We start from the raw sequence: 23,653 nt of genomic DNA, 5'->3' as shown, positions 1-23,653 counted from the left end.
GCTCACCCAGACATACGCCAAATCATCAAGTTACGACTCCCAAAAACGATCGCCGTGTAAACAACCAACTCCCTGTAAGCGACTAATCCCCTATAAACAACTAACGCAAAATATGCACCAACTCTTGCAAAATCAGTGGCACCTGTGTTTTGCCTTTGTACTTTCTGCACAAATCGCAAGTACAAAAAAAGCGGCCAAAAGCCGCTTTTTTATAGAATAAACATTTGAATATATGGGTTTATTTAACCCAGCGCTCTTCACGCCATTCTTTCTGCTGTTCCACCGTCAGGAAAGTCCAGGCGACAACGCGAGTTTGTTTTTGACCCTGGCTCATGTTCAAAGTGCGAACATCGACTGCACCAACTTTCTTCAATGCATTGTAAATTGCAGAAAGGTTTTCTTTTTTCGAAACTAATGTGGTGAACCAAAAACATTGAGCGGCTTTTTCCGCACTCTGTTTAATCATGCGCTTGATAAAAGCGATTTCACCACCCGGGCACCAAAGCTCAGCCTTCTGACCACCAAAGTTCAGCACCGGCTTCTTACTTTTCTCTGCCAAGTCGAAACCTTTTGTTCCCTTCTTTCGGGCATTCGCATTAAGATTTCTCACTTTACGCTCACTACCAGCCATCGCATCTTCAAGAGAGGCATGGAACGGCGGATTACACATAGTGAAATCAAAGATATCTTTATCGTTTATCATCCCCTGAAAGATATGCTCAGGATTTTTCTGCAGACGACACTTAATGCCACCAGCCAGCGTTTGGTTCGCTTCAACAATAAATTTGGCGGATTTGATCGAAAGCGCATCAATATCTGCACCGACGAAACTCCAGCCATAAACACGATGACCAACAATCGGATAAGCACAGTTTGCCCCTACACCGACATCCAGACCATGGATCTTTCTCCCGGTCGGAATTTCTCCCTCATTAGATTCTGCCAGTAGATCAGCAATATAGTGCAAATAATCAGCTCTTCCCGGGATCGGCGGACACAAATAGCCCGGTGGAATGTCCCAGTGTTCGACCTGATAAAAGTGCTTCAGCAAAGCTTTGTTTAATGTCTTAACAGCATCTGGATTGGAAAAATCAACAGACAAGTCACCAAAGTTGTTCTCACTAATAAATGGAGCCAACTGAGGGCAGCTTTTTGTCAATGCATTAAAGTCATAACGCTCACGATGAGGATTTCGCGGGTGCAGGCCTTTTTTTGGGGCCTGCGGTTGCTTCTTCTTGGTCATTTATCTTTCACTATGATTACGAGGTAACCAGAAATTCATCTGGCTACACTGAATTACTGCATATTTTACAGCATAACGCTAAGCATCATAAGACTCAGATTCTTAACACCCTTCACTTCGCTAAACTCCAAAAACAGTCCTGACATCACAAAATGATTGCATAACCACTCCAAATCCTTAGAAACACACATACTTAAGTTTAAAGTAGAAGCTAGCATACTGGATTGGTTGCTTATGTTTTTAAGAGGGAATTGCTATGCGATTAATTTTGTTAATACTTTCGCTGTTACCAATACTCGCCTTTGCAAAAACACCAGCATCAATTGCTTTCTATTACGGAGAAATCGACTCTGTACGTGAACTCATCAACTATGACCGTGTTGTTGTAACCCCCGGGCTCATAACTGACAAACAAATCAATACCCTACATAAAGCTGAGACAAAAGTTTATGCCTATCTCAGTATCGGTGAATTTGACGGAACAGAACTGCCACCAGAATTAAAATCAGCATCATCGGTTAAAAACCAAAACTGGAACAGTTTTGTGATGGATTTAACCGCTACGCCCTGGCAAAAGCACCTGTACACTCAGGCTGATAAAATTCTGGCCCACGGCTTTGATGGCCTGTTTCTGGACACTCTCGACAGCTATTACCTGTTTGCTGATGAGGAAACAGAGCAAAAATCGCAACAAGAAGCCCTTGTCACAATTATTAACTCTCTCCATAAATCAAAAGCCAATCCACAACTACTCCTGAACCGTGGATTTGAAATAACAGATCAGGTTCAACCGGCTATCACAGCCGTTGTTGCAGAATCGCTTTATCATAGCTATGACCCACTTGATAACAGCTATCGCACGGTAAAACAAAAAGACACCCAATGGCTAAAAGGAAAGCTCGACAAACTCAAAGATCAGGGCATTGAAGTCATTGTTATTGACTATATTCCGGCAAAGTACAGGGAACGCCAGAAAGCAGCAGCTAAAAGATTAATCAGTGAAGGTTATACCCCGTATGTCAGTGACGGAATGCTATATGAGTTTGGCGTAAGCACTGTCGTTCCTGTTGCCAAACGCGTATTGGGATTTTATGACGGACATCAGTTCAAGTTCACTGATTCACCATGCCATACAATGATGTCAATGCCGATTGAATACTATGGCTATGTACCTGAATGCCGGGATATTAATACAACAAACTTTTCCAAGCTTGATATCAGCCGATACGCCGCTGTATTCCTGTGGTTGGAAGATGTGTCATATCAGTTCAACAATTCCCTACAAACTTGGCTTCAAACCGTCATCAATACCCGTCCAATGTTGTTCATCAATGCCTTACCGACAAATCGTTCATTGCTAAACAAGCTTGGTATTACTGAGGCCGGCGAGCTTTCCGGGAAAGTTGAAGTAACAAAAGGCCAGCGTTGGGTAGATGGATACTACCCCGCACCTTTCAGTGAATTCGAGACATACCGACAGTGGTCTGTAAAGCACTCAAATATCGATTCATTGATTAATGTAAAAGATGAACGAGGAAAGACATCGGCTCTATTGATCCAGGCTCCATGGGGTGGCGCTGTACTAAATCCATTTCCAATTGCATACCTTGCCAATGGTAACCAAACCTGGCTTCTTGACCCTTTCTGGCTCATTCAAACTACCCTCAACCTTCCCGCAATTCCGGCAGCCGATGCCACAACCGAGTCAGCCCGGCGTATTCTAACCAGCCACGTCGATGGTGATGGCTTTCCATCCAAGGCATGGTTCCCTGGGAAACCCTACACAGCCGAAGTTCTGCTTGATCATGTTTTTACTAAATACGCCCTTCCGCATACCGTTTCAGTCATTGAAGGAGAAATCGGTAAACGTGGTTTATACCCGAATATAAGCAATGAGTTAGAAGCCATTGCCAGAAAAATTTTTGCTCAGCCTAATGTCGAACTGGCCTCGCATACATTCAGCCACCCTTTTTTCTGGAGTGTGGGAGAAAACAAACAATATGGCGACCACCTTCCTATTCCCGGCTATGTCGTTGACTACGACAATGAAATTATTGGCAGCACCAATTACATCAACAAGAATCTGGCTCCTGCCAATAAGAAAGTAAAACTCATCCTGTGGTCAGGTGAAGCTGATCCCGGAGAAGATGTACTGGGTATTGCAGAAAAAGCTAACTTGCTCAATGTGAATGGCGGCAATACTTATGTCGTAAAAGGAAACAGCAGCTTAACGAGGGTATCTCCTACCATCGCATGGTATCCCTCTGCTGCTCAAGTATATGCTCCAGTACTGAATGAAAACCTTTATACCAATCTGTGGACTGAGCACCATGATGGCTATAACCGGGCAATTGAGACATTCGAAATCCTGGGAGCGCCTCGTCGTTTAAAAAACATCAGCATTTATTACCACATGTATTCGGGCGCTTACCCGGCTTCACTGAAAGGACTGCTTGATGTGTACAGCTGGTCACTCAAACAGAAAGTCATCCCTCTCTACCTGAGTGACTATGCCCGTCGAGCCAGCTCTTTATATGAAACCGGCATTGCAAAAACACTTAACGATCAATGGCAAATTACCAGTACAGGCATAAAAAGCATCAGGGTTCCCGAGGAACTGGGATACCCGACAATCAATAACAGCTCAATTGCTGGCTGGGATTCTGGCCCTGATGGTAAGTATCTGATCTTAAAGCAGCCTAAAACGCGATTAGCTCTACAGGACTCACCAGATACCGACATTATTCTGAAAAATGCCAATGGAAAGCTCGTTAGCTGGCAGCCAAATGGCTCAACGATTCAATGGGGCTTTGACAGCTATGTTCCATTTGAATTTGAACTCGCTAACGGCAATAGCTGCGAATTACAAAGCGCTGTAGCTTTCACTCGGAAAAGATTAAACAGCACAACGGTTCGCTATAAAGCCACACAATCAGGGAGAATTTCCGGCACATTAACCTGCATTAAGTGATTAATAAAAAACAAAAATAAAGGATTAGCTGTATTAAATATGGTTCAGGATAGTAATCAACCACAGACTGGTAAATCAAAGAAGCCCAGAATCCGTCTGGTCAATAAGCTTACTTTGATCATTTTGACGCTCACTTCGGTGTGGGCGATGTGGCTTGTTGCGCCCAGTAAAGAGATGTTGACGAAGTTAATTTCCCGCTCATCATCGCCTGAAGTATCACTGGCATTCCTGCAGGAAATGTATGTCCGGGAGCCGGAAAACAGAGAAATAATCCAGCAAATAATCGATAACTATAAGAAGATTGGGGATCTCGATGATGCGCTGAAGCTAACAGCTGAAATTCTGTTTAAAGAAGACGGCAGCAAGGACTGGGAAGCCTTTGACATCTACCTGAGCTTATTGCTGGAAAAATCCTACCAACAAGGTGATAAAACAGCGAGCGAAACGGATGAGGAGCTACGCCTATTGCTCAACTCTGTCGGCTATATCCCCGAAGCAGAACTGGCAAGAAAATATGCTGATGCCGCTATTTCACTATCAATGCCCAAAACTGGTTACGATATCTTACTTCCCCACCTGCACAGTGAAAAAACCAGTTACCAGGAACTCGTTAATCTAGCATTGCAAAATTCAGATTATGAAAATTCCCTCAGGCTGCAGTTAGACGCTTTCCGCGAGATAGAAACAGTCGATGAAGCACAAAAGCTTTTCCGTCTTTTTGCATTATCTGATGAAGCAAAACTCAGTAAACAGTTCATACTGACCTACAGTGGTAAGTTATGTGACCAACCTGAATTTCTTCAACTGACAATTGACCACTCATTAGCTATTGGTAACTCTATTACTGCTTTAAGGCAGTCTCTGAAGTTACTCAGTATTGCCCCTGATGATGTATTAAGAGCAAAAACAGCTGAGCTTGCTATTTCCACTGGCAACATCAACATTGCCGTTTCTTTATTAAACGATCTGGTCCAAAACAGTCCGTCACAGACATCTCTTAGCAAACTACATGATCTGTACCGCTGGCAGGGAGATCTTCAAAACGCCTATAAACTTAGTCGCCAACTGTTGGCCTACAATATATCAGAACAGCAAATACGTTCTGGTATAGAAGAATCCCGAGCCCTCGGTGATATTTATTATGAAAGTATCTTTTACCAGCGGTTGGTCAGCAGTCATCAAATCAAACCATCCGAATACCGCAACTGGTTAAATGCTCTTGAAAAAGCACAGGGCACTCAAAGTGCAATAGCCAGTATTAACCGCCTTGCGACCACGCGACCACGTGATGCGGAGCTAATCAGTCATCAGGCACGCCTTTATAATTATCAGGGCAATTACCAGCAAGTGATCAAAAAATGGGAACGCCTGACCCAACTTCGTAAACCAACAACGGATGAAGCCCTGTTGTCCTCAAATGCCTTTATACAGTTGCATCAACCCGGACCAGCTTTAACTGCGTTAACAGCGCCTCCTGAGTGGCTGTACGCCGATGGTGATTATCTAGAAACTGTACTTTCCCTAGCCTGGGATACAAATAACAGAGCCATCGCCAAACAAACACAATATCGTCTGATGCAGACCAACAGCGACAAAATTGATGTCTTCAGATACCTACGTATCAACTCACCATTAACTGACAAAGATATCGAAAACCTACTTACCTTGTATCACTCTCAAGGAAGTAAAACCGCACTACTCGCTGCTATTCAGGCGACTGAGAAAAACGGTGACCGTTCGACCTTTATCAAGTTACTTGATGAAGCAGGCAGAGATCCCAAACTGAATCAAACACCAGAGATCCTTATTTATCTGGCACAAGAAGCAGCTCAGAATAACGAAACAGAAAAAGCCTTTGTTTTCTATCAACAGGCTCTTTCTTACTCCCCCTATAACACCGCAGCAATCAACGGCATTCTCTGGTTGGCAATAAATACCAACAACCAGGAAAAGACAGCCGATATCTATGAAGAGTACAAATCATCGTTACGCGGTAACGATGATTTATGGTTGGGCTTTGCCACAGCTGCGCAGCAGCTTGATAAACTTCAGGAGGCAGAGGCATGGTATCAACAAATTCTGCTTAACTCAGAGCAGGCTTATTCTGATACAACGGATAGTAAAGCGGATGTGGCCGTTATTCTGAATTATGCCTCATTGGCTGAACGCATGGGGCAATATGATAAAGCCTATAAGTTAAGGCGTTATTCCGCAGAAAAACTGACCGACGAACTACTGAAGCTCGAAGATGGCGATATTTCTTATCGTTCTCTGGTTGCCCTGTTTGCCGGTGAACACCTGGCATCCAAACTGGCAGAAGACGCAGCATTAAGTCAGCCTAACCAAAACCGAACAGAAGAATTATATCTTTACTATCTGGCCAACAGACAATCAGATAACGTTTTATTCTGGCATCAGAGAACGGCACTAAAAAACTACCAATTACCTGACTGGCAAAAGTTATACATTGCAATCGAACGTAAAGATCGAGGTGCAATGGAAACTCTACTGACAAACTCACTCAACCTGCCCCTTGCAGACAAAAACATTGCTCTACAGCTTACCGGGCAACATCAGAAAGCATGGCAGCACGGTCAGGCAAACTTAGGCAAACAAACCAATCAGGCAGTGGAAAATCAGCTGCGGAAAATTCACGTCAGTCAGCATCCAGACAAAACTCACAGCCTTCGCACCAATATCGAACAAAACACCGAATGGGATATCACCCGATACAGCCTCGATTACTACTCTCCGCATAAAGACGGTAACTGGCGGCTGGGCTCTGATTATCAGCAATCGGGAACGCCTGAGTTATTCGTTGGTAATAACATTGATAACGAAAAACGACTACGCGGCCTATATCAGTACCAACAAGTCGAAACCAACTGGCAACTGGGTTTCGATTTTGCGGACGGCGTCGGCGATCAACGGCTGGGTTTAAAAGCTTCATTAGAAACACCCCTTGATGATTACTGGAACAGCGAACTCACCCTTGCGATAAACGACCACATTGAAGCCAGCCAGTTGATGACTCTTGCCGGTCAGAGCGATCACATTGGACTGACGCTAAATTATCAACCAACCGCACGCGAATTGCTGTCAATGCGGTTTAACTGGCATGAACTTTCTACGCGATTTAACGATGACATTGGCAAAGGCTGGGATTTTAATCTGAGGGCTGCAGAGCAGTTCTTCTTTAACGATCCGGCATGGCAAGTCTACGCCGATATTACAATGCAGAAAGTCGATTTGAGTAACCAGCCATTGGACGGTGTTAACAACTGGAATCAAGGCTCAACACCTTTGACCAGTGCTGATTTCATCGAAGATGAATACCAACGAATCTCTGTCGGACAACGACTGTGGCATGGTAACCCTAGCACTCCCGGAGCAACGGTTCCGTCGCCACGATACTGGCTGGATACCTCGCTTGGTTACAACGTCACGAACAGTCAGGCAGATCTGGCCGTCAGCTCTGGCCTGGGCTGGCGGCTGTTTGGCAACGATGAACTCTATTTATCCGTCGACTGGCAGAGTCAGGACAGAAACGGCGATCAGTCACTAAAACTGTCAATGGGTTATTACTACAGCTTCTAAAGGATAATAATGATGAAGAAAACTTTACTACTTGCTACCGGCCTGAGCCTCGCCCTCAGTGCCTGCTCCAGCTACCAGGTACCGGACAGCCCTGCTTTTCCGGCTGACAGCAGTTGGGCTGTCATGCCAATGATTAACAATTCAAATACTCCACTTGCAGCCGAGAAGGCTGAACAGATCTTGATTGCCCAACTCTACGCCAAAGGCATTAATGCCGTTATGTATCCAGAACATAAGACCAAAGATCTGGCCAGCATTCTGGATACTAACGAAAAAAGGCGCGCCGCTCAGTCATGGCTCGCATCACAACCTATTGACTACATCATTACCGGTTCCGTTGAAGAGTGGCACTATAAAAGTGGACTTGATGGCGAGCCGGCAGTAGGTATCACGTTAGAAGTGAAATCAGCCAAAACAAAAACAACTTATTGGCGAGCGACCGGAACCCGTGGCGGCTGGGGAAGAGAAAGTGTCAGCGGTACCGGACATATCGTCATAGAAGAGCTGTTAGACGGGCTGAAAACAGAACAATAACAACAAGCCAAAAGGACAATGATGAACAAATCATGGCGCAGGTTAATAAACGGCTTTAAGCAGGAAGGCTTTGCCTGGACGGAAACGACTATTGTTTCCGTTATCTCAATTTATGTCTGGACGCAGTCCGGCTCACTTGCTCCAACAAATAGTGAGCCTTACTTTTTCTGGCCTTTGTTCGGACCGCTTTTAATCGCTCTGAGGTACGGATTCGCCAAAGGTATCAGCTGTGCGTTACTCATGTGTGCAGGGCTTGCCAGTATCATGAGTATTAGCGGCTATCTGAATTATTACCCTTTTCCACTGGCCGTAGGAACTATTCTGACAGCAATGATCGCAGGTGAATTTCGCGATTACTGGCATAACATAAATCAGAAACACATTCTGGATCACCAGTATATGACACAGCGCCTCGACAGCTTCACCGAGCATTATCACCTACTTAAAGTATCCCACGATCAGCTGGAACAGCGAACCGCGGGCCAGACAGTCAGCCTCAGATCGAGTATCAACGAACTCCAAAAACTGGCGACACAGCACAGTGATCACCGGATTGAGCATTTGGGACAACCATTCCTGAACCTGTTCGCTGAAATTGTCGGCATTGAAGTTGCCGGGATCTACAGAATCACGAACGGCGAATTAGTACCCCACGCTCATGCAGTATTAGGTGACGACCATCAATTGATTACAGACGACCCGATGTTGCTGGATATGCTTGAATGTAAAAAGCTACTCTCTCCTGCTCAACTTGAAAGCGGGCAAGAGCACAAATCAAGATATCAGCTATGTATTCCCCTGCTTGATACACATAAAAAGCTACAGGCCATCGTTGTGGCAGAAAGAACAAAATTCTTCATGCTTACACCGTCAAATATTGCATTGCTGTCACTGGTTGCTAATCACTCTGCTGACCTACTCAGCGATGCCATCATCGCACCTGTACTTAATAAACATCAAAGCGATTTGTTCCTCCGCTATATCGAGCGAGCTGAGTACAACAAACATCACTACGGCGCAGATTCCACTCTGGTGGCATGCATTGATAGAAGTGGATTAAATAAACAGACACTGGATTCAATTATCGACTATCGCCGGGGGGCTGATGTTTACTGGTCCTGTCAAACCCGTGATGGCCATCCTGCGTTAGCTGTATTACTTCCTCTCACCACTGTTTACGATGCCCAACAATATGTAAAACGTCTTCAGGAATTACTACAAAAACAATTACATAAAAATCACGATGAAATAGATATCCTTGGTCCTCTTTCGCTGGACAAGCGCCGCCAAGAGATCAGGTTAATTATGGATGAGCTGGGAGCATTTGATGAAGAAATGGCTATGTATTCAGACGATAGCATTTGAGAGCATCAGCTTCTATATCGTCTTTAATAGTGAAATGACCGCCTCTATGTGGCTGTCTTTTTTGGTAACTCATGCCATCGCCAGTGCCAGCTTTGCTGCACTTAGCTGGCTACTATTGCCGACTAAGTTTAAGTTCCCTTTGCTCAGCTCCGTCTCTTTCTTGTTCATTATCAATTTCTTGATGCCTCTGTTCGGCATCATCGGTACGGCATGTGCTCTGCTGATTGCGCTTCACCTACCCAGGAAGCAAAACCTGGTCACATGGCAACCCTGCGAAGAAGCTCCATTACCACAAAACCCGGGGGAACTGCTTGATAACCAGTTCGGAGCCGGTGCACTGCGCGATATTTTATTGTTTAACAATGACCAGGGACGACGCTTACTTGCCGTCAGTGCTATTCGCCACTTACCTCGCCAACAGGCTGTTCCATTGTTACAACTTGCACTTAAAGACTTGTCCGATGATGTCCGTCTGCTGGCTTATGCCTCGCTTGAAGACACAGAATCCCGCATCAATGAATCTCTCGTTCAGCTGAAAGAACAATTTAAAAAACATAAACAAGCTGATACGGCTTTTGAGATTGCGCAGCAATACTGGGAGTTGTGTTACCTGGGCATTGCAGATGGCATTATCAAAAAACATTACCTTTCACAGGCAGAACGCTACCTGAAACTCGCAAATCAAATCACAGACAGAGCATCTTATAACCTGCTGCTTGGGCGAGTCATGCTTGAGCAGAACAAAGCTCATGAAGCGATTGAATATCTCACCCGAGCCCTCGACGGAGGCCTGCTTGTTAAACAAGTCGCACCCTACATGGCAGAAGCCGCTTATATCATTGGTGACTACCCCAAAACACGCCATTACATTTCATATTTTCCGCAACGACAGGGAGATAAGCTAAGCCAAATCAGGGAGTACTGGTCATGAAAAAAGAAGTGGATATCTGCCTGCTGCTGGAAGGTACCTACCCTTACGTACGGGGCGGCGTATCAAGTTGGGTACACCAGATTATTTCCGGCCTTCCTGAATTCAGCTTTCACCTGATTTTTTTAGGCGGACAGCCCGATTTCTATGACAAAGCAGCCTACACCTTCCCCCCAAATGTTGTCGGCTTTGAAGAACACTACCTGCTTTCCAACCAAAATGACATCAAGCCAAGTGTTCGTGCAGGCAGCGAAAATAAGTTCAGGACTTGGGGAAACTTTTTGTCCTATTTTGATAAGAAGAAAAAACCGCTCCCCGATGAGCTGTTAACTGATACAGCAGATCTTCTGGGACAAAATAATCAGCTTACTCTTGCAGACTTCCTGTATAGCCGGGCATCGTGGGATGTGTTGACTGAGCAATACAGCAAAACAGCAGAAAACCAGTCTTTTGTTGATTACTTTTGGACCTATCGCAATATTTACAAACCGATCTTTATTTTGTCACGTATATCCAAAAACCTACCAAACGCTAAGGTCTACCACAGTATCTCAACCGGTTATGCGGGTTTTCTCGGATGCTTGTGTAAACAGCAAACCAGTCGCCCATACCTCTTGACTGAGCATGGCATTTACACCAAAGAACGAAAAATCGATCTAGCTCAAGCCAACTGGATTAAGGACAGGCACAACCTGATCGATATCAGTATGCATAAAGACATGGACCTGACACGTAAAACCTGGATTAGGTTCTTTGAACAACTCGGCTTAACTGCATACCATCAGGCAGATGAAATCATCGCTTTGTTTGAAGGGAACAGGCAACGCCAGCACCGCGATGGTGCACCTAAAAGCAAAACCCGAGTTATTGTTAATGGCATTAATACACAGCGATTTCATGAAGCCTACCTGAAAAGGCCGAATAAACCACCGATGGTGGCGGGTTTAGTCGGTCGGGTTGTTCCTATCAAAGATATCAAAACCTTTATCCGAACCATACGTAATGCAATGGAGCATATTCCCGAGCTCGAAGGCTGGATAATCGGCCCAAAAGAAGAAGATCAGGATTACGTTCATGAGTGTGAGCTGCTTATTGAAAGCCTGGGATTAAACGGCAAAGTGAAAATGCTTGGCAGCCAGAACGTTGTAGAAATCTTGCCAAAGCTGGGGGTACTAATGCTGACCTCCATCAGTGAAGCACAACCCTTGGTATTACTGGAGGCAATGGCAGCAGGCATTCCTTGTATCGCAACGGAAGTTGGCGCCTGCCGGGAAATTATAAACGGTGCTCCGGGGGAAGATGCAGCACTGGGTTCTGCCGGTGAGATCATTCCTATCGCCAGCCCTGATGACGGCGCAAAAGCAATTATTAAAGTGCTGGCGGATGACGAGGCATGGCGCCTGGCCGGTGAAAACGGGAAACAACGAGTAACACGCTATTACGATGAAACAATGATGTATGACGCCTACCGGCGCTTATATAAGGAGGCAATCCATGGCCGGAATAGGATTTGAGTTAAGAAAGATCCTCAAAAAGAACTCTCTACTGTCAATTGTTGAAGCGTATGGCCTCGCCGGACTTATCAGTTCCGGACCATGGGTTCTGTCGATTCTGGCACTACTGGTAATAGGTTTACTGAGTATCGGGGTGATTTTCCCTACCTATGTTATTGTCCAGTTCCTGGTCATCGTCACTTACCTCATGGCAGGTTCACTTATCATTAGCGGGCTGTTCCAGTTACTGCTAACCAGGTTTATCTCCGATCTTATCTTCTCCGGCCATGAACAGCGCATAGTCCCTAACCTGCTCGGCTCTATGTTGGTTACCAGTCTTATTGCCGGAGTTATTGGCGGAGCAATTTTGGCTATCTCTCCAGAAATTGAACCTGCGGTAAGAATCGTCATTTTCACCTCACTGATTCTATTGTGTAACCAGTGGCTTATCATTATTTTCCTGAGTGGGATGAAAGAGTACTACCGGATCTTTTTCACCATGATGTTCAGCTACAGCATGATGATCCTTCTAGCCCTAATCCTTCCTCCTTCAGGTTTACTGGGTTTAATGCTCATATTTTGCAGTAGCCAGGCGCTGCTAACCTTCTCCTTTCTTTATCACGTTATCCGGGATTTTCCGGCCGACCGTCTGCTCTCTCTGGATTTTCTGCACTATAAAAAAACATTCTTCTCCCTGATCTGCTGCGGATTTTTGTACAACCTCGGTGTCTGGGCTGACAAATTCGTGTTCTGGTTCAGAGATGAAACCTCGCATCAGGTAATTGCAGTTTTCAGAGCCTCTTATATCTATGATTTGCCGATTTTTATTGCTTATCTGGCAATTGTTCCCGGCATGGCCGTTTTTATGATGCGGATGGAAACCGATTTTGCTGACGCCTGCCTCAAGTATTACGACGCTGTACGTGAAGGGGCAACCCTCGATTCTATCTACCTGCTCAAAGACAGAATGGTCCTTGCCTGTCGACAAAGCATTTATGAAATCTTTAAAGTTCAGGGAATAACACTGGCACTGTTACTTTTGTGGGCGGAAGATATTCTGCTAGCGCTGGATATTGACCTCGCCTACCTTCACCTGCTTTATATCGACCTGGTCGGGGTCAGTCTTCAGGTACTGGTAATGGCTATTCTCAATGTTATGTACTATTTAGATAAACGATATGCAGCCCTGATACTGACAGCATTAATGGCCGGAGGCAACTACCTGCTTGCGCAATACAGCATAGATTTAGGGCCTGTATATTACGGCTATGGCTTTACTGTTACCATGTTGCTCACCACCATTGTTGGGCTTGTTATTTTGGATCGTCAGTTTGAAGATCTTGAATATCAAACCTTTATGCTGCAAAAGTCATAATAGATTCTGTACATCTATATGACTTAAACCAATATAAAACCGGCTCCAAATCAGAGCCGGTTTTATTCAATTTTCTGCCTACATAATTGGAGAATAAATCATCCTCAGGACGATTCATTTTTCTGCTGTTTGGGCTGATGGAAAACTGACGACATCTTATCCATCATGTCGATCGGCATAGGGAAAACAATGGTCGTTGTTCGGTCGTTAGATATTTCAGTCAGGGTTTGCATATAACGAAGCTGAACCGCGTTAGGAGCCTTATTCAACACTTGTGCGGCTTCCTGCAATTTAGCCGACGCTTCAAGCTCACCGGTTGCGTGAATAACTTTTGCACGACGGGAACGCTCAGCTTCTGCCTGCCTCGCCAGAGCCCGAACCATACTGTCATCAAGATCGACATGCTTGATTTCTACATTAGAAATTTTGATACCCCAGTTATCGGTATGCTGATCCAAGATGACCTGTAAATCTTTATTCAGTTCTTCCCTTGCAGACAACAGTTCATCAAGCTCATGCTGACCAAGCACAGATCGCAACGTGGTCTGAGACAATTGGCTGGTGGCTTCAAGATAATTTTCAACGTTATTGATCGCCATTTTCGGATCAACGACCCGAAAATAAACCACCGCGTTAACACGAACCGAAACGTTGTCCCTGGTGATCAAGTCCTGAGTCGGGACATCAAGAACGATAGTACGCAAATCAACCCGCACCATCTGCTGGATGATTGGAACAATGATGATCAGGCCCGGTCCCTTTACCTCGTAAAAACGCCCAAGCAGGAAGACCACTGCCCGCTCATATTCACGTAACACCTTGAACATGCTGACGATTAACACAACCACCAGCACGATTATCGTAGCGAACGAATAAGTCACCATCATAATTATTCCTTATCAATGCCTGTTGTATCACAGTAATTATCTTCAACGTCCAGTTGTAACCCTGACACTCTCTTAACCGTAACGATTTGTCCTTTTTGTAACGGTCTATCGCACCTTGCCTGCCAAATCTCACCTTCCACTAAAACCATTCCTTCGCCGGGGAATCCACTCACAACCCTGGCCTGCTGGCCTAACATCACGTCGACACCTGTTGTAACCGGACGACGACGAGTTTTGAGCAACAATGCAAGAATCACAAAGGTAAACATTGCCGATACCACAGTTAGGCCGACAATCAAAGGAACGGCGATCTGATATCCCGGTGTTTCAGTATCCATCAACATGATCGAACCAAGCACAAAAGACACTACACCACCAAGGCCGAAAATCCCGAAACTCGGGCTGAAAGCTTCCGCTATCATCAACGCGATTCCAAGTAAGAGCAGCCCCAGACCGGCATAACTGACCGGCAGCATCTGCAACGAGTACATAGCAAGCAACAGACAGATGCCGCCAAGCACTCCCGGCACACCAACACCTGGATTGTAAAACTCAAGAAGTAATCCATAGATGCCGATAAGCATCAAAATATAAGCAACGTTAGGATTGGTTATGACTGAAAGAAGCTGGAAGCGCCAATCCTGCTCCCGTTCAACATAAGCAACATTGGCAAGTTCAATTTTGGATTCCAACCCATTTATAGTGGTTGTTCTGCCATTGGATTGTTTAATCAAGCTGTCTAAGTCCGGCGCAATAAAGTCAATCACATTCTTTTCCAGTGCACTTTCAGCATCTAAGCTGGCAGCTTCTGTTACCGCTTTGGCCGCCCATTCTTCATTACGACCATGCAGCTTTGCTAACCCCTGAATATAAGCAGTGGCATCATTGATGACTTTTTTCTGCATAGCCGTTTTTGCACTGATACGCTCATCATCTTTGGCTGATTCACCGGACTCATCGCCTTTGGTTGCATCCTCTTCTTTAGGTTCTTTTTTCTCTTTCTTCGGAGCAAAAGGGTTACTGCCCTCGTCAGGTTCTCCCTGTCCCGGCCCGGTCAGGGAAACTGGTGTTGCCGCCCCCAGGTTTGTTCCGGGAGCCATTGAAGCGATATGGCTAGCTAGCAGAATATAAGTGCCTGCACTGGCAGCTCGAGCGCCGGCAGGTCCGACCCAGGTTGCAACAGGCAGTGGAGAGGTTGTTATGGCGCGAATAATATCACGCATGGAGGTATCCAAGCCGCCGGGAGTATCCATTTTAAGCACGATAAACGATGCCTGATCTTTTCTGGCCTGCTCAATTTCACGGGAAACATAGTCACTGGTTGCCGGGCCAATTCCCCCTTTTATTTCAATTATCCAGACATCATCAGCTCGGACAGTAAATGCTGTCATTAAAAAGGAAAATACCAGTGCGCAGAAAGAGAAAAGCTTCATATAACTTCCTCCTAGACTGAAAAACACAGCCTGAACATGGACTAAGCTCTGTTCTTATTTGTTATCTACTGATAAGCATAGTCTACAGCTATTAATAATCCGCTAGATGTATGTAATTACGTTCAAAAATAAGACCAGCGCAACAAATAACCGGCTACTTAGTTCGCTTAGAGCTGGCTAAAATGAACGAATCCGAGGCATAAAAAAAGCGACCAAAAGGTCGCTTTTCCACTATGTATTGCTCTCAAAGTTAAGTGTTAAAACTCATTTCCACTTGAACAAACGCCCCAGCTTCGACGGGTGATATGACCAGCAATGATCAAAAATCGTCATCAGCTCCGGATTGCCATACTTCGACAAATTCACTGCATGGAAACGGTTTCTTTGCTGTTTCAGCTTTTGAATTCGTTTCATCATCTCATCAGGCTGAGACGGCGCGATAAAGTCAGACAGCACAATCAAATCAGCGTTTTTGTATTTCTCGTTGCTCATCAGCTCTATCGACTGATCAAGCACCGGTCCTAAATCTGTTCCACCGTGGAAAGAATAAGAAAGGAAGTTCAGCACTTCTCTCAGGCCATCCTGTTTAGTCAGCTCATAGGTGATTTGTTGCGTCGAGAACATAATGACATAGCAGTCACGATCCTCAGCCAATGCGATTTGCATCAGCCCATAAGCCAACGCTTTAGCACACTGCTCCGGGAATCCATTCATTGAACCGGAGGCATCAATACAAACAATAAACGGGCCTTTATCCTGCTCTACCTGCTTAGTTTGTCGCTTATACGCCTTCACCCTGCGAAGTTTGCGCTGTGCGCCCTGAACCCGGTAATTCATCAATCGCTTGTCTACAAGGTGCTTGTAGAACACCACTTCCAATTCAGGATAAGCAAGAAACATAGCTTCATTAGGCAACAACTTCGACAGATCATCACTTTCATGAACGCCGACGATGTCATCAGTGACATTGTCACTGCGCTCTTCGATCATTTTCAGGTCTTCTGAGCGCACCCGTTCTTTGTCCGGATCATCAACTTCGCTTGCCATCCGGCCCAGCTTTTCCGCTATCTCTTGCAGTCCACTGTTTTTCTTAAGAAAAGCAGCCATGGTTTTTAAGCTACCGACATCAGTTTTAGTCAGCCTGGCTTTTGCCATATCCCATAACCGCCCGGCTTTTTTCTCGTCACCGGCTTCTGTCACTTCCTGCATGTGCTGCATGGTTTCGATGCGCTGGTAAAGATCAGCCAATAGCTTTTCTTTATGCTGTTCCAGCTCGGTCTGCTGAGCATCAATCAGGGCCTTAGACAGATACTCGTACCACAGATTACAGAAATAACTCTGAAACATAGGGTTATGCTTCTGGTTTTCCCGCTCCAGCAGACTTCTTGCCTTGAAATAAAACGATGAATGACCTTCAAGCTGTTTAACAACAGAATCAACCTGTTCAATGAAGTACTCCGGCTCCCACTGACAGGCTTCCTGATAAAGCCCAATTTCGCGCTTGAACTGCTCTTCTACACTCACGCTTGGCATGCGTTTGTGTATATGTCCCCGCCATTTGATGATTTGGTTTTTCATCGCCGTTTTAATGTCTGGGTTAGATTCAGCCGCCATCAAGAGCTGAGGACGCGTCATCAGCTCATTCACCGCATTATCAATAATACCCGACTCCGCCAGCATCATTGCCAGGTTCAGCGTGTCTGTTGCAGGCATACTCTTCCCCCCGGCTTACGAAAAATATTCCGCAAGATTTGAGATACGAAAAGCACTTTTCTCAATCTCTAGATTCAATTCAGAAACAGAGTCAGATGCCGTTGCGATACTCTGCTCAATTGCAGCAGGCAGTTCAGCAGAAACAAAATTATGCGGCAGTGCACCATGGAAGGAGCTACGTGACAGCTTCAGGCTATGCTCTGCATCGCCAATTTTCTCAGCCGCTTTTTTCGCTTCAGCCTGCCACTTATCATTCTGTGCCGTTGTAATACCACAAGTACCAGCGATACCAACCAGCACTGAGCGGTTAGCAATATCCTTGATGATAAGCCGCTGTTGCGCATCAACGTCAAAATGCAGTCGACACAAGTGAGTGTTCTTGTTCACGAAACCATAAATATCACACTGACCGGCTTTGACCTTCTTCTCGAAGTCATCCCCGTCGACATATACCCAGCGGCTGTCACCTTTTTCCTGCTCTGAAACAGAAGGGTTTTGCTGAAGCATCACCAGTTTGATCATGCGTGGATTATGGTTGATGTTATAGCGTCTTGCCTTGCTGAAATCGTACTTAAAAGATTCCTTGCGCATCTTGGTTTCGCGAGAAAAAGTAACGCACAGCTCATTGGCGACTTCTTCATTAACATCGTCAATCAGCCTTTGGGCTTCATTGGCATTGTCTTGCGCTGCTTCCTGATTAAAGGCTTTCTGTGTTGCAAATTCGTGGATAACAGAACGAACTACATTCCGTGATCCCGGGCTGTGCCATAGGCAATCTTGCAATAACAGGAGATCCAACGGATTGATTGAATCACGACCATTATAGAAAGCACTGGCTTTCAGCAGTCGAACTGCTTTTTTCCAACGACGATCCGAAATGTAAAGTTCACTGTCTGCGGCAGCAAAACCATCACCTTCCTCAGCGCGATGTTCAATCATCATTTTGAGCTGATAGATTTTCTCAAACAGATCATCCGTCAGCTGAATATCGTCAATATGAGTTTGCCATTCTTCATATTCTTCATTAGTAATCGCAAGCCCCGGCTCAAGTTCCTGTACAGAAGGGCCGTCACCCATCAGCATGGCTTTGAAATTCTGTTTTTCCTGAATACGATTAACGAACACCCGAACCAGCATACGGTCATAAAGTGCTTCCAGGCCGCTGTCTTCATCCGGTAATTCGTTTGAAGCAGTGATCAACAAACGCATCGGAACAGGGAGAATATCCTGACCATTTTTAAACGTACGTTCGTTTACAACCGTAAGGAGGGTATTCAGAATCGCAGGGCCTGCTTTCCAGATTTCATCAAGGAAAACGACCTGTGCAGTAGGCAGATAACCATCAACCAAGCGAACATATTTACCGTTGTCTTTTAATTCTTGAATAGATAAAGGGCCAAACACCTCTTCCGGTGTCGAAAAACGTGTCATCAAGTAATCAAAAAAACGGCTGTTATCAAAAGCCTGAATCAAGCGTTTTGCAATCAAACTTTTAGCGATACCCGGCGGGCCTAGCAAAAAAACACTTTCACCGGCTAAAGCTGCAAGCAAGCACAATTTTATTGTTTCTTCTCTTTCGTAAACGCCATTCGATAAAACCTTGATCAGTTTTTGTATTCTCTCGGATACCAAGGCTTTATTCGGTTGCGTCCGTCTTGCCATTGTCAGCATACTTTCGACCTCTCTTGTTGCCATGTCCCTATGCATGTAGTACAACAATCCCAGTCTTTTTCTAGGATAGACACAAATGACAACTTGTTATAGTTATGTTAACTGAAATAATTTGTTACAACCCTTGTATATCAGAGAGCCCATAGCACAACCAGAAGTGAAACTTTGATTCCAAAAATGCCGCCTTATAACTTAGCTTATCAATACACGTACAATCCCGATAATTTAGCGCCAACTTATTAATAATTAAATAATTATCAATAAAAACCGCAACTCCCCTGTCATTCAAGCAATTTCTGGAAAATTGATCTTTATCACGCTTGCTTATCTACCAAATCACAAAATCGGCTACAATCCCCTCATTTCTTTCTCGTTGTTTTGTATCGACATCATGTTTTTTATCAACAAAATGTTAATTTATCGAGTCAAAATCACCACATGTGAAATTCATTGCCACACTCAATAAAGATCAGAGTACAATTTCGCTGCAGAACAAGGTAAATTCCTTGTTTGACGTCACTATCTTTGCCATTATGTCTGACAAATCCCACCTCTTTATTTAGCTGTTTCAGGGTCTATGAATCGTATTTCCCAACTTCCACCACGCCGAATCGCACTTATCTGCACTGCTGTACTTTTTTTAAGTTTCATTCCTGCTAATGACAACCTGAAAACGGTCATTTCGATTGTGACTTTAGTACTGAGCATTCAACTGGTTCGTGAGGATTTTGGGACAGGCATGCGCGGATGGTTGCTACTTTCATTAGGGATGTACGGCGTTGGCGTTATCACCGACCTGCTTGACGATATTCCTGAGCTGCACAACCACTGGTTTCTTGATAACACCGAAGACATTTTCATACATGTGGGGGTGTTCATGACTTGCTTCTGCTTTATCAAAATACTTCACCAACATCGCCAGTTAATTGAAAGCCTGAACCAACAAATAGATAAAGCCCGCAATTTAGAACAAAAACTCAGCCGTCAGGCTCTGCACGACGAACTCACCGGATTGGAAAACCGCCGAGCCCTTTTCCGTTGTTTCGATCATATGGCCATCGACCAACAAAAAGGGATGCTGGCTTATATTGATCTTGATAACTTCAAGCAGGTCAACGACAACTTCGGGCATCAATCAGGTGACCAGGTTCTGATTGCAATGGCAACCACCCTGTTACGAACCACACCAGCCGGCAGCCGCACCTATAGAATTGGCGGCGATGAATTCGTAGTACTTCTCTCCTGGGGCGAGGAAAGATCCAACCAGAAATGGATCGATATGCTTTATGAACAAACCAAAGAAATCAGAGGTAAATACAACATTGGTATCAGTATCGGCCTTGCTCCTTACTACCCGGGGAACCTGAGTGATCCTGACTCAATACTGGCTAAAGCGGACCAGGAGATGTATTCCAACAAAGAAAAAGATACTGACAGAAGAACTGGTTGAGTATTGTTTAATTAACCACTTTCACATTATTGACATATTCTCGTAATAGGATGTTGACCGTTTACTTCTGGTTAATTTGGAGAAAGAAAATGTCAGCCAGGGCTACTACCTTATGTGTGTTATTTGCTGCCCTTACATTCAATGTACAAGCGAAAGAAACAGTCACAGTTTCAGGCTCAACATCAGTAAGTCATGTTGTCGAAGTACTGGCAGAAACCTTTTCGAGTAATAAGAAAGACACGTTTATTGCCGTTCAGGGCGTCGGCTCATCAGCAGGTATCGCGGCCGTTAAGAAAAATGCCGCTGACATTGGCATGAGTTCTCGCTACTTAAAACCAGCAGAAATCAATCCGGATATCACTACAGTGACTATCGCTCACGATGGTATCGCACTGGTGGTAAACAAGAATAACCCGGTCACTGACCTGAACAAAGAACAGGTTTCTAAAATCTATCACGGTGAAATTACGAACTGGAAAGAGGTCGGTGGTCCGGATTTGAAAATGGCTGTTGTTAGCCGTGAAAATGCATCAGGTTCACGCTTCTCTTTTGAAGACTACATGGGGCTGACTCAACAAATCGCGGGGCAAACTGTTTCTGATATCAACCCGCATGTGCTGGTCGTTAATACTAACGGTACAGTAAAAAGCCTGGTCTCTCGAAATGTCCATTCTATTGGCTATATTTCTTTAGGCTCGATTGATGATTCTGTTAAGGCTCTGTCTTTCGAAGGTGTTCAGCCAACCATGAGCAACCTGGAGTCAGGTAAGTACAAGATTTCGCGCCCATTCATCATGCTCTATAAAGAGAAGACAATTGAAGATAACGCTAAAGCCTTTATCGACTTTGTTATCTCACCCAAAGGACAGGATCTTATTCACCAGCGTGGTTACCTATCAGCAGTCCAATAAAATCGGCTAGCAAAAACTTACCAATAAGTTAAAGGCCAGCTATTGCTGGCCTTCTTTATTCTTCTGGCATTATTTTAGCCTAAACAACCGGGTACTTATGCTTACGTCCCCATTCAGTCCATGAACCATCATAAACTGTCAGTTTTTTTCTACCTGTCAATTCCGCCGCAAGTGCAAGAATGCAAGCTGTAACCCCTGAACCACAGCTGAAGATCAAATTTTGCTCCGGATCAGATAAGGCATCAAAACGCTTTGAAAGCTGCTCGGTGTCCAAAAAATAGCCTTCACTTAATAATTGAGAGAACGGCAGACTTTTTGCGTTTGGCATATGACCACTTCTCACTCCTGGTCTTGGTTCGGGTGCTGTACCGTAAAAGCGCTCAGCCGAGCGTGCATCAAGCACAACGGTATCAACATCTCCCAATCGAGCGTTCAGTTCATCGGCATCAATAACCCAGTTCGGACAAAACGAGGCTTTATATTCAGTCATTACGGGGGGTTCAGGGGCACCAGTTTCCAGTTCTAATCCAGCTTTTTGCCAGGCCGGGAAGCCGCCATCAAGTACCGCCACGTCATGATGCCCCATGGTTCTGAACATCCACCATACTCGTGGTGCCGAAAACATCCCCTGAGAGTCATACACCACAACCGTATCCTGCTCTTTAATCCCAAGCTCTGATACTTCGCGGGAAAATAACTCAGCAGAAGGCAGCATATGGGGAAGTTCTGTATCCGGCGCTGCTATTTTTTTATCAAAATCAAAGAACCTCGCACCCGGTATACGCTTTTCATGCCACTCTTGCACAGGATCTCGTTCAGACCCCGGTAAAAACCAGCTGGCATCCAACACTACTACTTCCGGGTTATTGATATTATCAGCCAGCCATTGAGCAGAAACCAACGGGGAAGACAGTAACTTTGACGACATAATCGATTCCTTTTACTTTTTATATCTGCTTCACAATAAGCAGATAAGGGCACTCTGATTTGAATATTATAACTGGCCGCGATTAATATCTATTAGGTATTATTAACCGATTGGCATACTGTCGTATTTGCAAAGGACTGTAAATGAAGCACATTTTTGCAGGCATCGCTGCCCTATCAGCTCTTTTTTCACCTTTGACTCAGGCATATCACTCCGGAAGTGTCTCATTTTCTATCGACAATGACGGCATTGTTGGAACTGATCAGAACTATACCAATGGTATCTTCCTCGAATTCAACTCATCTTCAACTACAAAGCTGGAAGTCATCGCTCCCCGACCTATTAAAGATATCGCAACACTTCTTCCTTTAGATTCAAATACATTTAAGGGGTGGAATGTACGTTTGGGTCAGCAGATGTGGACACCTGAGGACATAGAACAACCAGAACCGGTTGAAGACGAAAGGCCTTACACCGGCCTGCTTTTCCTTGAATCGGGGATTTACCAGTACTCACCGGAACTTGTTGATAAATATACCGCCATGATTGGTGTTGTCGGCCCAAACTCTTTTGCTGAACAGGGACAGAAGTTTATCCATGACCTTATCGGTTCAGATGAGCCCAAAGGATGGGACTACCAGATAGAAAACCAGGTCGTCTTTAACCTCGGTTATCAGGCCCACAGGCTGATGAAAAGAAATGAAGTAGATGGGCCTTTAGGCTTAGAAGGTACTGATATCAGCGCTGTCGGACGCATTAACGCAGGTAATTTTCAAAGCGAAGTCGCTATTGGATCAATCGCTCGCTGGGGAAATAATCTCGAAAGCAATTTTGGTACTTCTGGTTTTTCACCGGGCCGCTTTGTCGATATCAGCGTTTTATCCGCAAGCCCGAAAGGTTACTTCTTTTTTGCCGGTGTTGAAGGTCGATACCGCTTCAATGACATCACAATAGAGGGGGATCGTCCGGAAGAGGTTCCGGATACCAATATAGAACATCTACAGGCAACCGCAGTTCTCGGAGGGGTGTATTACCAGCCTCAATGGGGTGTAAGCCTGAGTTTTGCTACCAGTACCCGTGAATATAAAGAAGATAAACACTCCACCAATTCAACCGGTTCACTGGAGTTATTCTGGCGACTTTAGTGAGCACAC

16 protein-coding genes are annotated in these 23,653 nt (G+C 44.9%); 10 read left to right on the top strand and 6 right to left on the bottom strand.

Features of this window, described 5'->3' with window-relative positions; translation table 11 throughout:
- Nucleotides 1-238 precede the first annotated feature (238 nt).
- The gene (gene rlmF, locus C942_RS11025; RefSeq protein ID WP_007465678.1) at nucleotides 239-1,243 is read right to left on the bottom strand and encodes a 23S rRNA (adenine(1618)-N(6))-methyltransferase RlmF; all 1,005 of its coding nucleotides are present in this window, start codon (nucleotides 1,241-1,243) and stop codon (nucleotides 239-241) included.
- Nucleotides 1,244-1,499: 256 nt separating this feature from the next.
- On the opposite strand from rlmF, the gene C942_RS11020 reads away from it, so the two are divergent.
- The 7 genes from C942_RS11020 to pelG all read left to right on the top strand — a co-directional run bounded on the left by C942_RS11020 (nucleotide 1,500) and on the right by pelG (nucleotide 13,506).
- Nucleotides 1,500-4,214, top strand: a complete 2,715-nt coding sequence (locus tag C942_RS11020; RefSeq protein ID WP_007465677.1) for an endo alpha-1,4 polygalactosaminidase — start codon at nucleotides 1,500-1,502, stop codon at nucleotides 4,212-4,214.
- Between the two features lie 147 nt (nucleotides 4,215-4,361).
- A complete protein-coding gene (locus C942_RS11015; protein WP_198287484.1) occupies nucleotides 4,362-7,811 on the top strand; it encodes a tetratricopeptide repeat protein in 3,450 nt (1,149 codons plus the stop codon).
- A 9-nt stretch (nucleotides 7,812-7,820) separates the two neighbouring features.
- The gene (locus tag C942_RS11010; protein ID WP_007465672.1) at nucleotides 7,821-8,345 is read left to right on the top strand and encodes a hypothetical protein; all 525 of its coding nucleotides are present in this window, start codon (nucleotides 7,821-7,823) and stop codon (nucleotides 8,343-8,345) included.
- Nucleotides 8,346-8,363: 18 nt separating this feature from the next.
- On the top strand, nucleotides 8,364-9,710 hold the full coding sequence (locus C942_RS11005; protein ID WP_083882335.1) for a PelD GGDEF domain-containing protein: 1,347 nt from the start codon (nucleotides 8,364-8,366) through the stop codon (nucleotides 9,708-9,710).
- Nucleotides 9,673-10,641: a tetratricopeptide repeat protein gene (locus C942_RS11000; protein ID WP_007465668.1), complete on the top strand. Its 969-nt coding sequence runs from the start codon at nucleotides 9,673-9,675 to the stop codon at nucleotides 10,639-10,641. Before C942_RS11005 ends, C942_RS11000 begins: the two co-directional genes overlap by 38 nt.
- Entirely contained in the window at nucleotides 10,638-12,152 is a 1,515-nt protein-coding gene (pelF, locus tag C942_RS10995; RefSeq protein WP_007465666.1) for a GT4 family glycosyltransferase PelF, read from the top strand. The genes C942_RS11000 and pelF overlap by 4 nt, the downstream gene beginning before the upstream one ends.
- The gene (pelG, locus tag C942_RS10990) at nucleotides 12,133-13,506 is read left to right on the top strand and encodes an exopolysaccharide Pel transporter PelG (protein ID WP_007465664.1); all 1,374 of its coding nucleotides are present in this window, start codon (nucleotides 12,133-12,135) and stop codon (nucleotides 13,504-13,506) included. The genes pelF and pelG overlap by 20 nt, the downstream gene beginning before the upstream one ends.
- A gap of 104 nt (nucleotides 13,507-13,610) precedes the next feature.
- Here pelG and C942_RS10985 read toward each other — a convergent pair whose 3' ends face one another.
- The 4 genes from C942_RS10985 to C942_RS10970 form a co-directional block, all read right to left on the bottom strand.
- Nucleotides 13,611-14,390 carry a slipin family protein gene (locus C942_RS10985; protein ID WP_051035805.1) on the bottom strand — a complete coding sequence of 260 codons (780 nt, stop codon included), beginning with the start codon at nucleotides 14,388-14,390 and terminating at the stop codon, nucleotides 13,611-13,613.
- 5 nt (nucleotides 14,391-14,395) lie between these two features.
- Entirely contained in the window at nucleotides 14,396-15,826 is a 1,431-nt protein-coding gene (locus C942_RS10980; RefSeq protein WP_007465660.1) for an NfeD family protein, read from the bottom strand.
- A gap of 264 nt (nucleotides 15,827-16,090) precedes the next feature.
- Complete coding sequence (viaA, locus tag C942_RS10975) at nucleotides 16,091-17,539, bottom strand: ATPase RavA stimulator ViaA (RefSeq protein WP_007465658.1); 1,449 nt, start codon at nucleotides 17,537-17,539, stop codon at nucleotides 16,091-16,093.
- A 15-nt stretch (nucleotides 17,540-17,554) separates the two neighbouring features.
- Nucleotides 17,555-19,210 (bottom strand): ATPase RavA domain-containing protein, encoded by a 1,656-nt coding sequence (locus C942_RS10970; protein WP_007465656.1) that lies wholly within the window; start codon nucleotides 19,208-19,210, stop codon nucleotides 17,555-17,557.
- A 577-nt stretch (nucleotides 19,211-19,787) separates the two neighbouring features.
- Between C942_RS10970 and C942_RS10965 the strand changes: the two genes are divergently transcribed.
- Nucleotides 19,788-20,660: a GGDEF domain-containing protein gene (locus C942_RS10965; protein ID WP_007465652.1), complete on the top strand. Its 873-nt coding sequence runs from the start codon at nucleotides 19,788-19,790 to the stop codon at nucleotides 20,658-20,660.
- Nucleotides 20,661-20,749: 89 nt separating this feature from the next.
- Nucleotides 20,750-21,571 (top strand): phosphate ABC transporter substrate-binding protein, encoded by an 822-nt coding sequence (locus tag C942_RS10960; protein WP_007465650.1) that lies wholly within the window; start codon nucleotides 20,750-20,752, stop codon nucleotides 21,569-21,571.
- A gap of 79 nt (nucleotides 21,572-21,650) precedes the next feature.
- Here the strand turns inward: C942_RS10960 and C942_RS10955 are convergent, their stop codons facing one another.
- On the bottom strand, nucleotides 21,651-22,499 hold the full coding sequence (locus C942_RS10955) for a sulfurtransferase (protein ID WP_007465648.1): 849 nt from the start codon (nucleotides 22,497-22,499) through the stop codon (nucleotides 21,651-21,653).
- 143 nt (nucleotides 22,500-22,642) lie between these two features.
- Here C942_RS10955 and C942_RS10950 point away from each other — a divergent pair, with 143 nt between their 5' ends.
- A complete protein-coding gene (locus tag C942_RS10950; protein WP_007465646.1) occupies nucleotides 22,643-23,644 on the top strand; it encodes a lipid A deacylase LpxR family protein in 1,002 nt (333 codons plus the stop codon).
- Nucleotides 23,645-23,653 lie beyond the last annotated feature (9 nt).

This window comes from Photobacterium marinum (genome assembly GCF_000331515.1).
Lineage (GTDB): Bacteria > Pseudomonadota > Gammaproteobacteria > Enterobacterales > Vibrionaceae > Photobacterium > Photobacterium marinum.
This window is presented reverse-complemented; position numbering and strand designations above follow the sequence as displayed.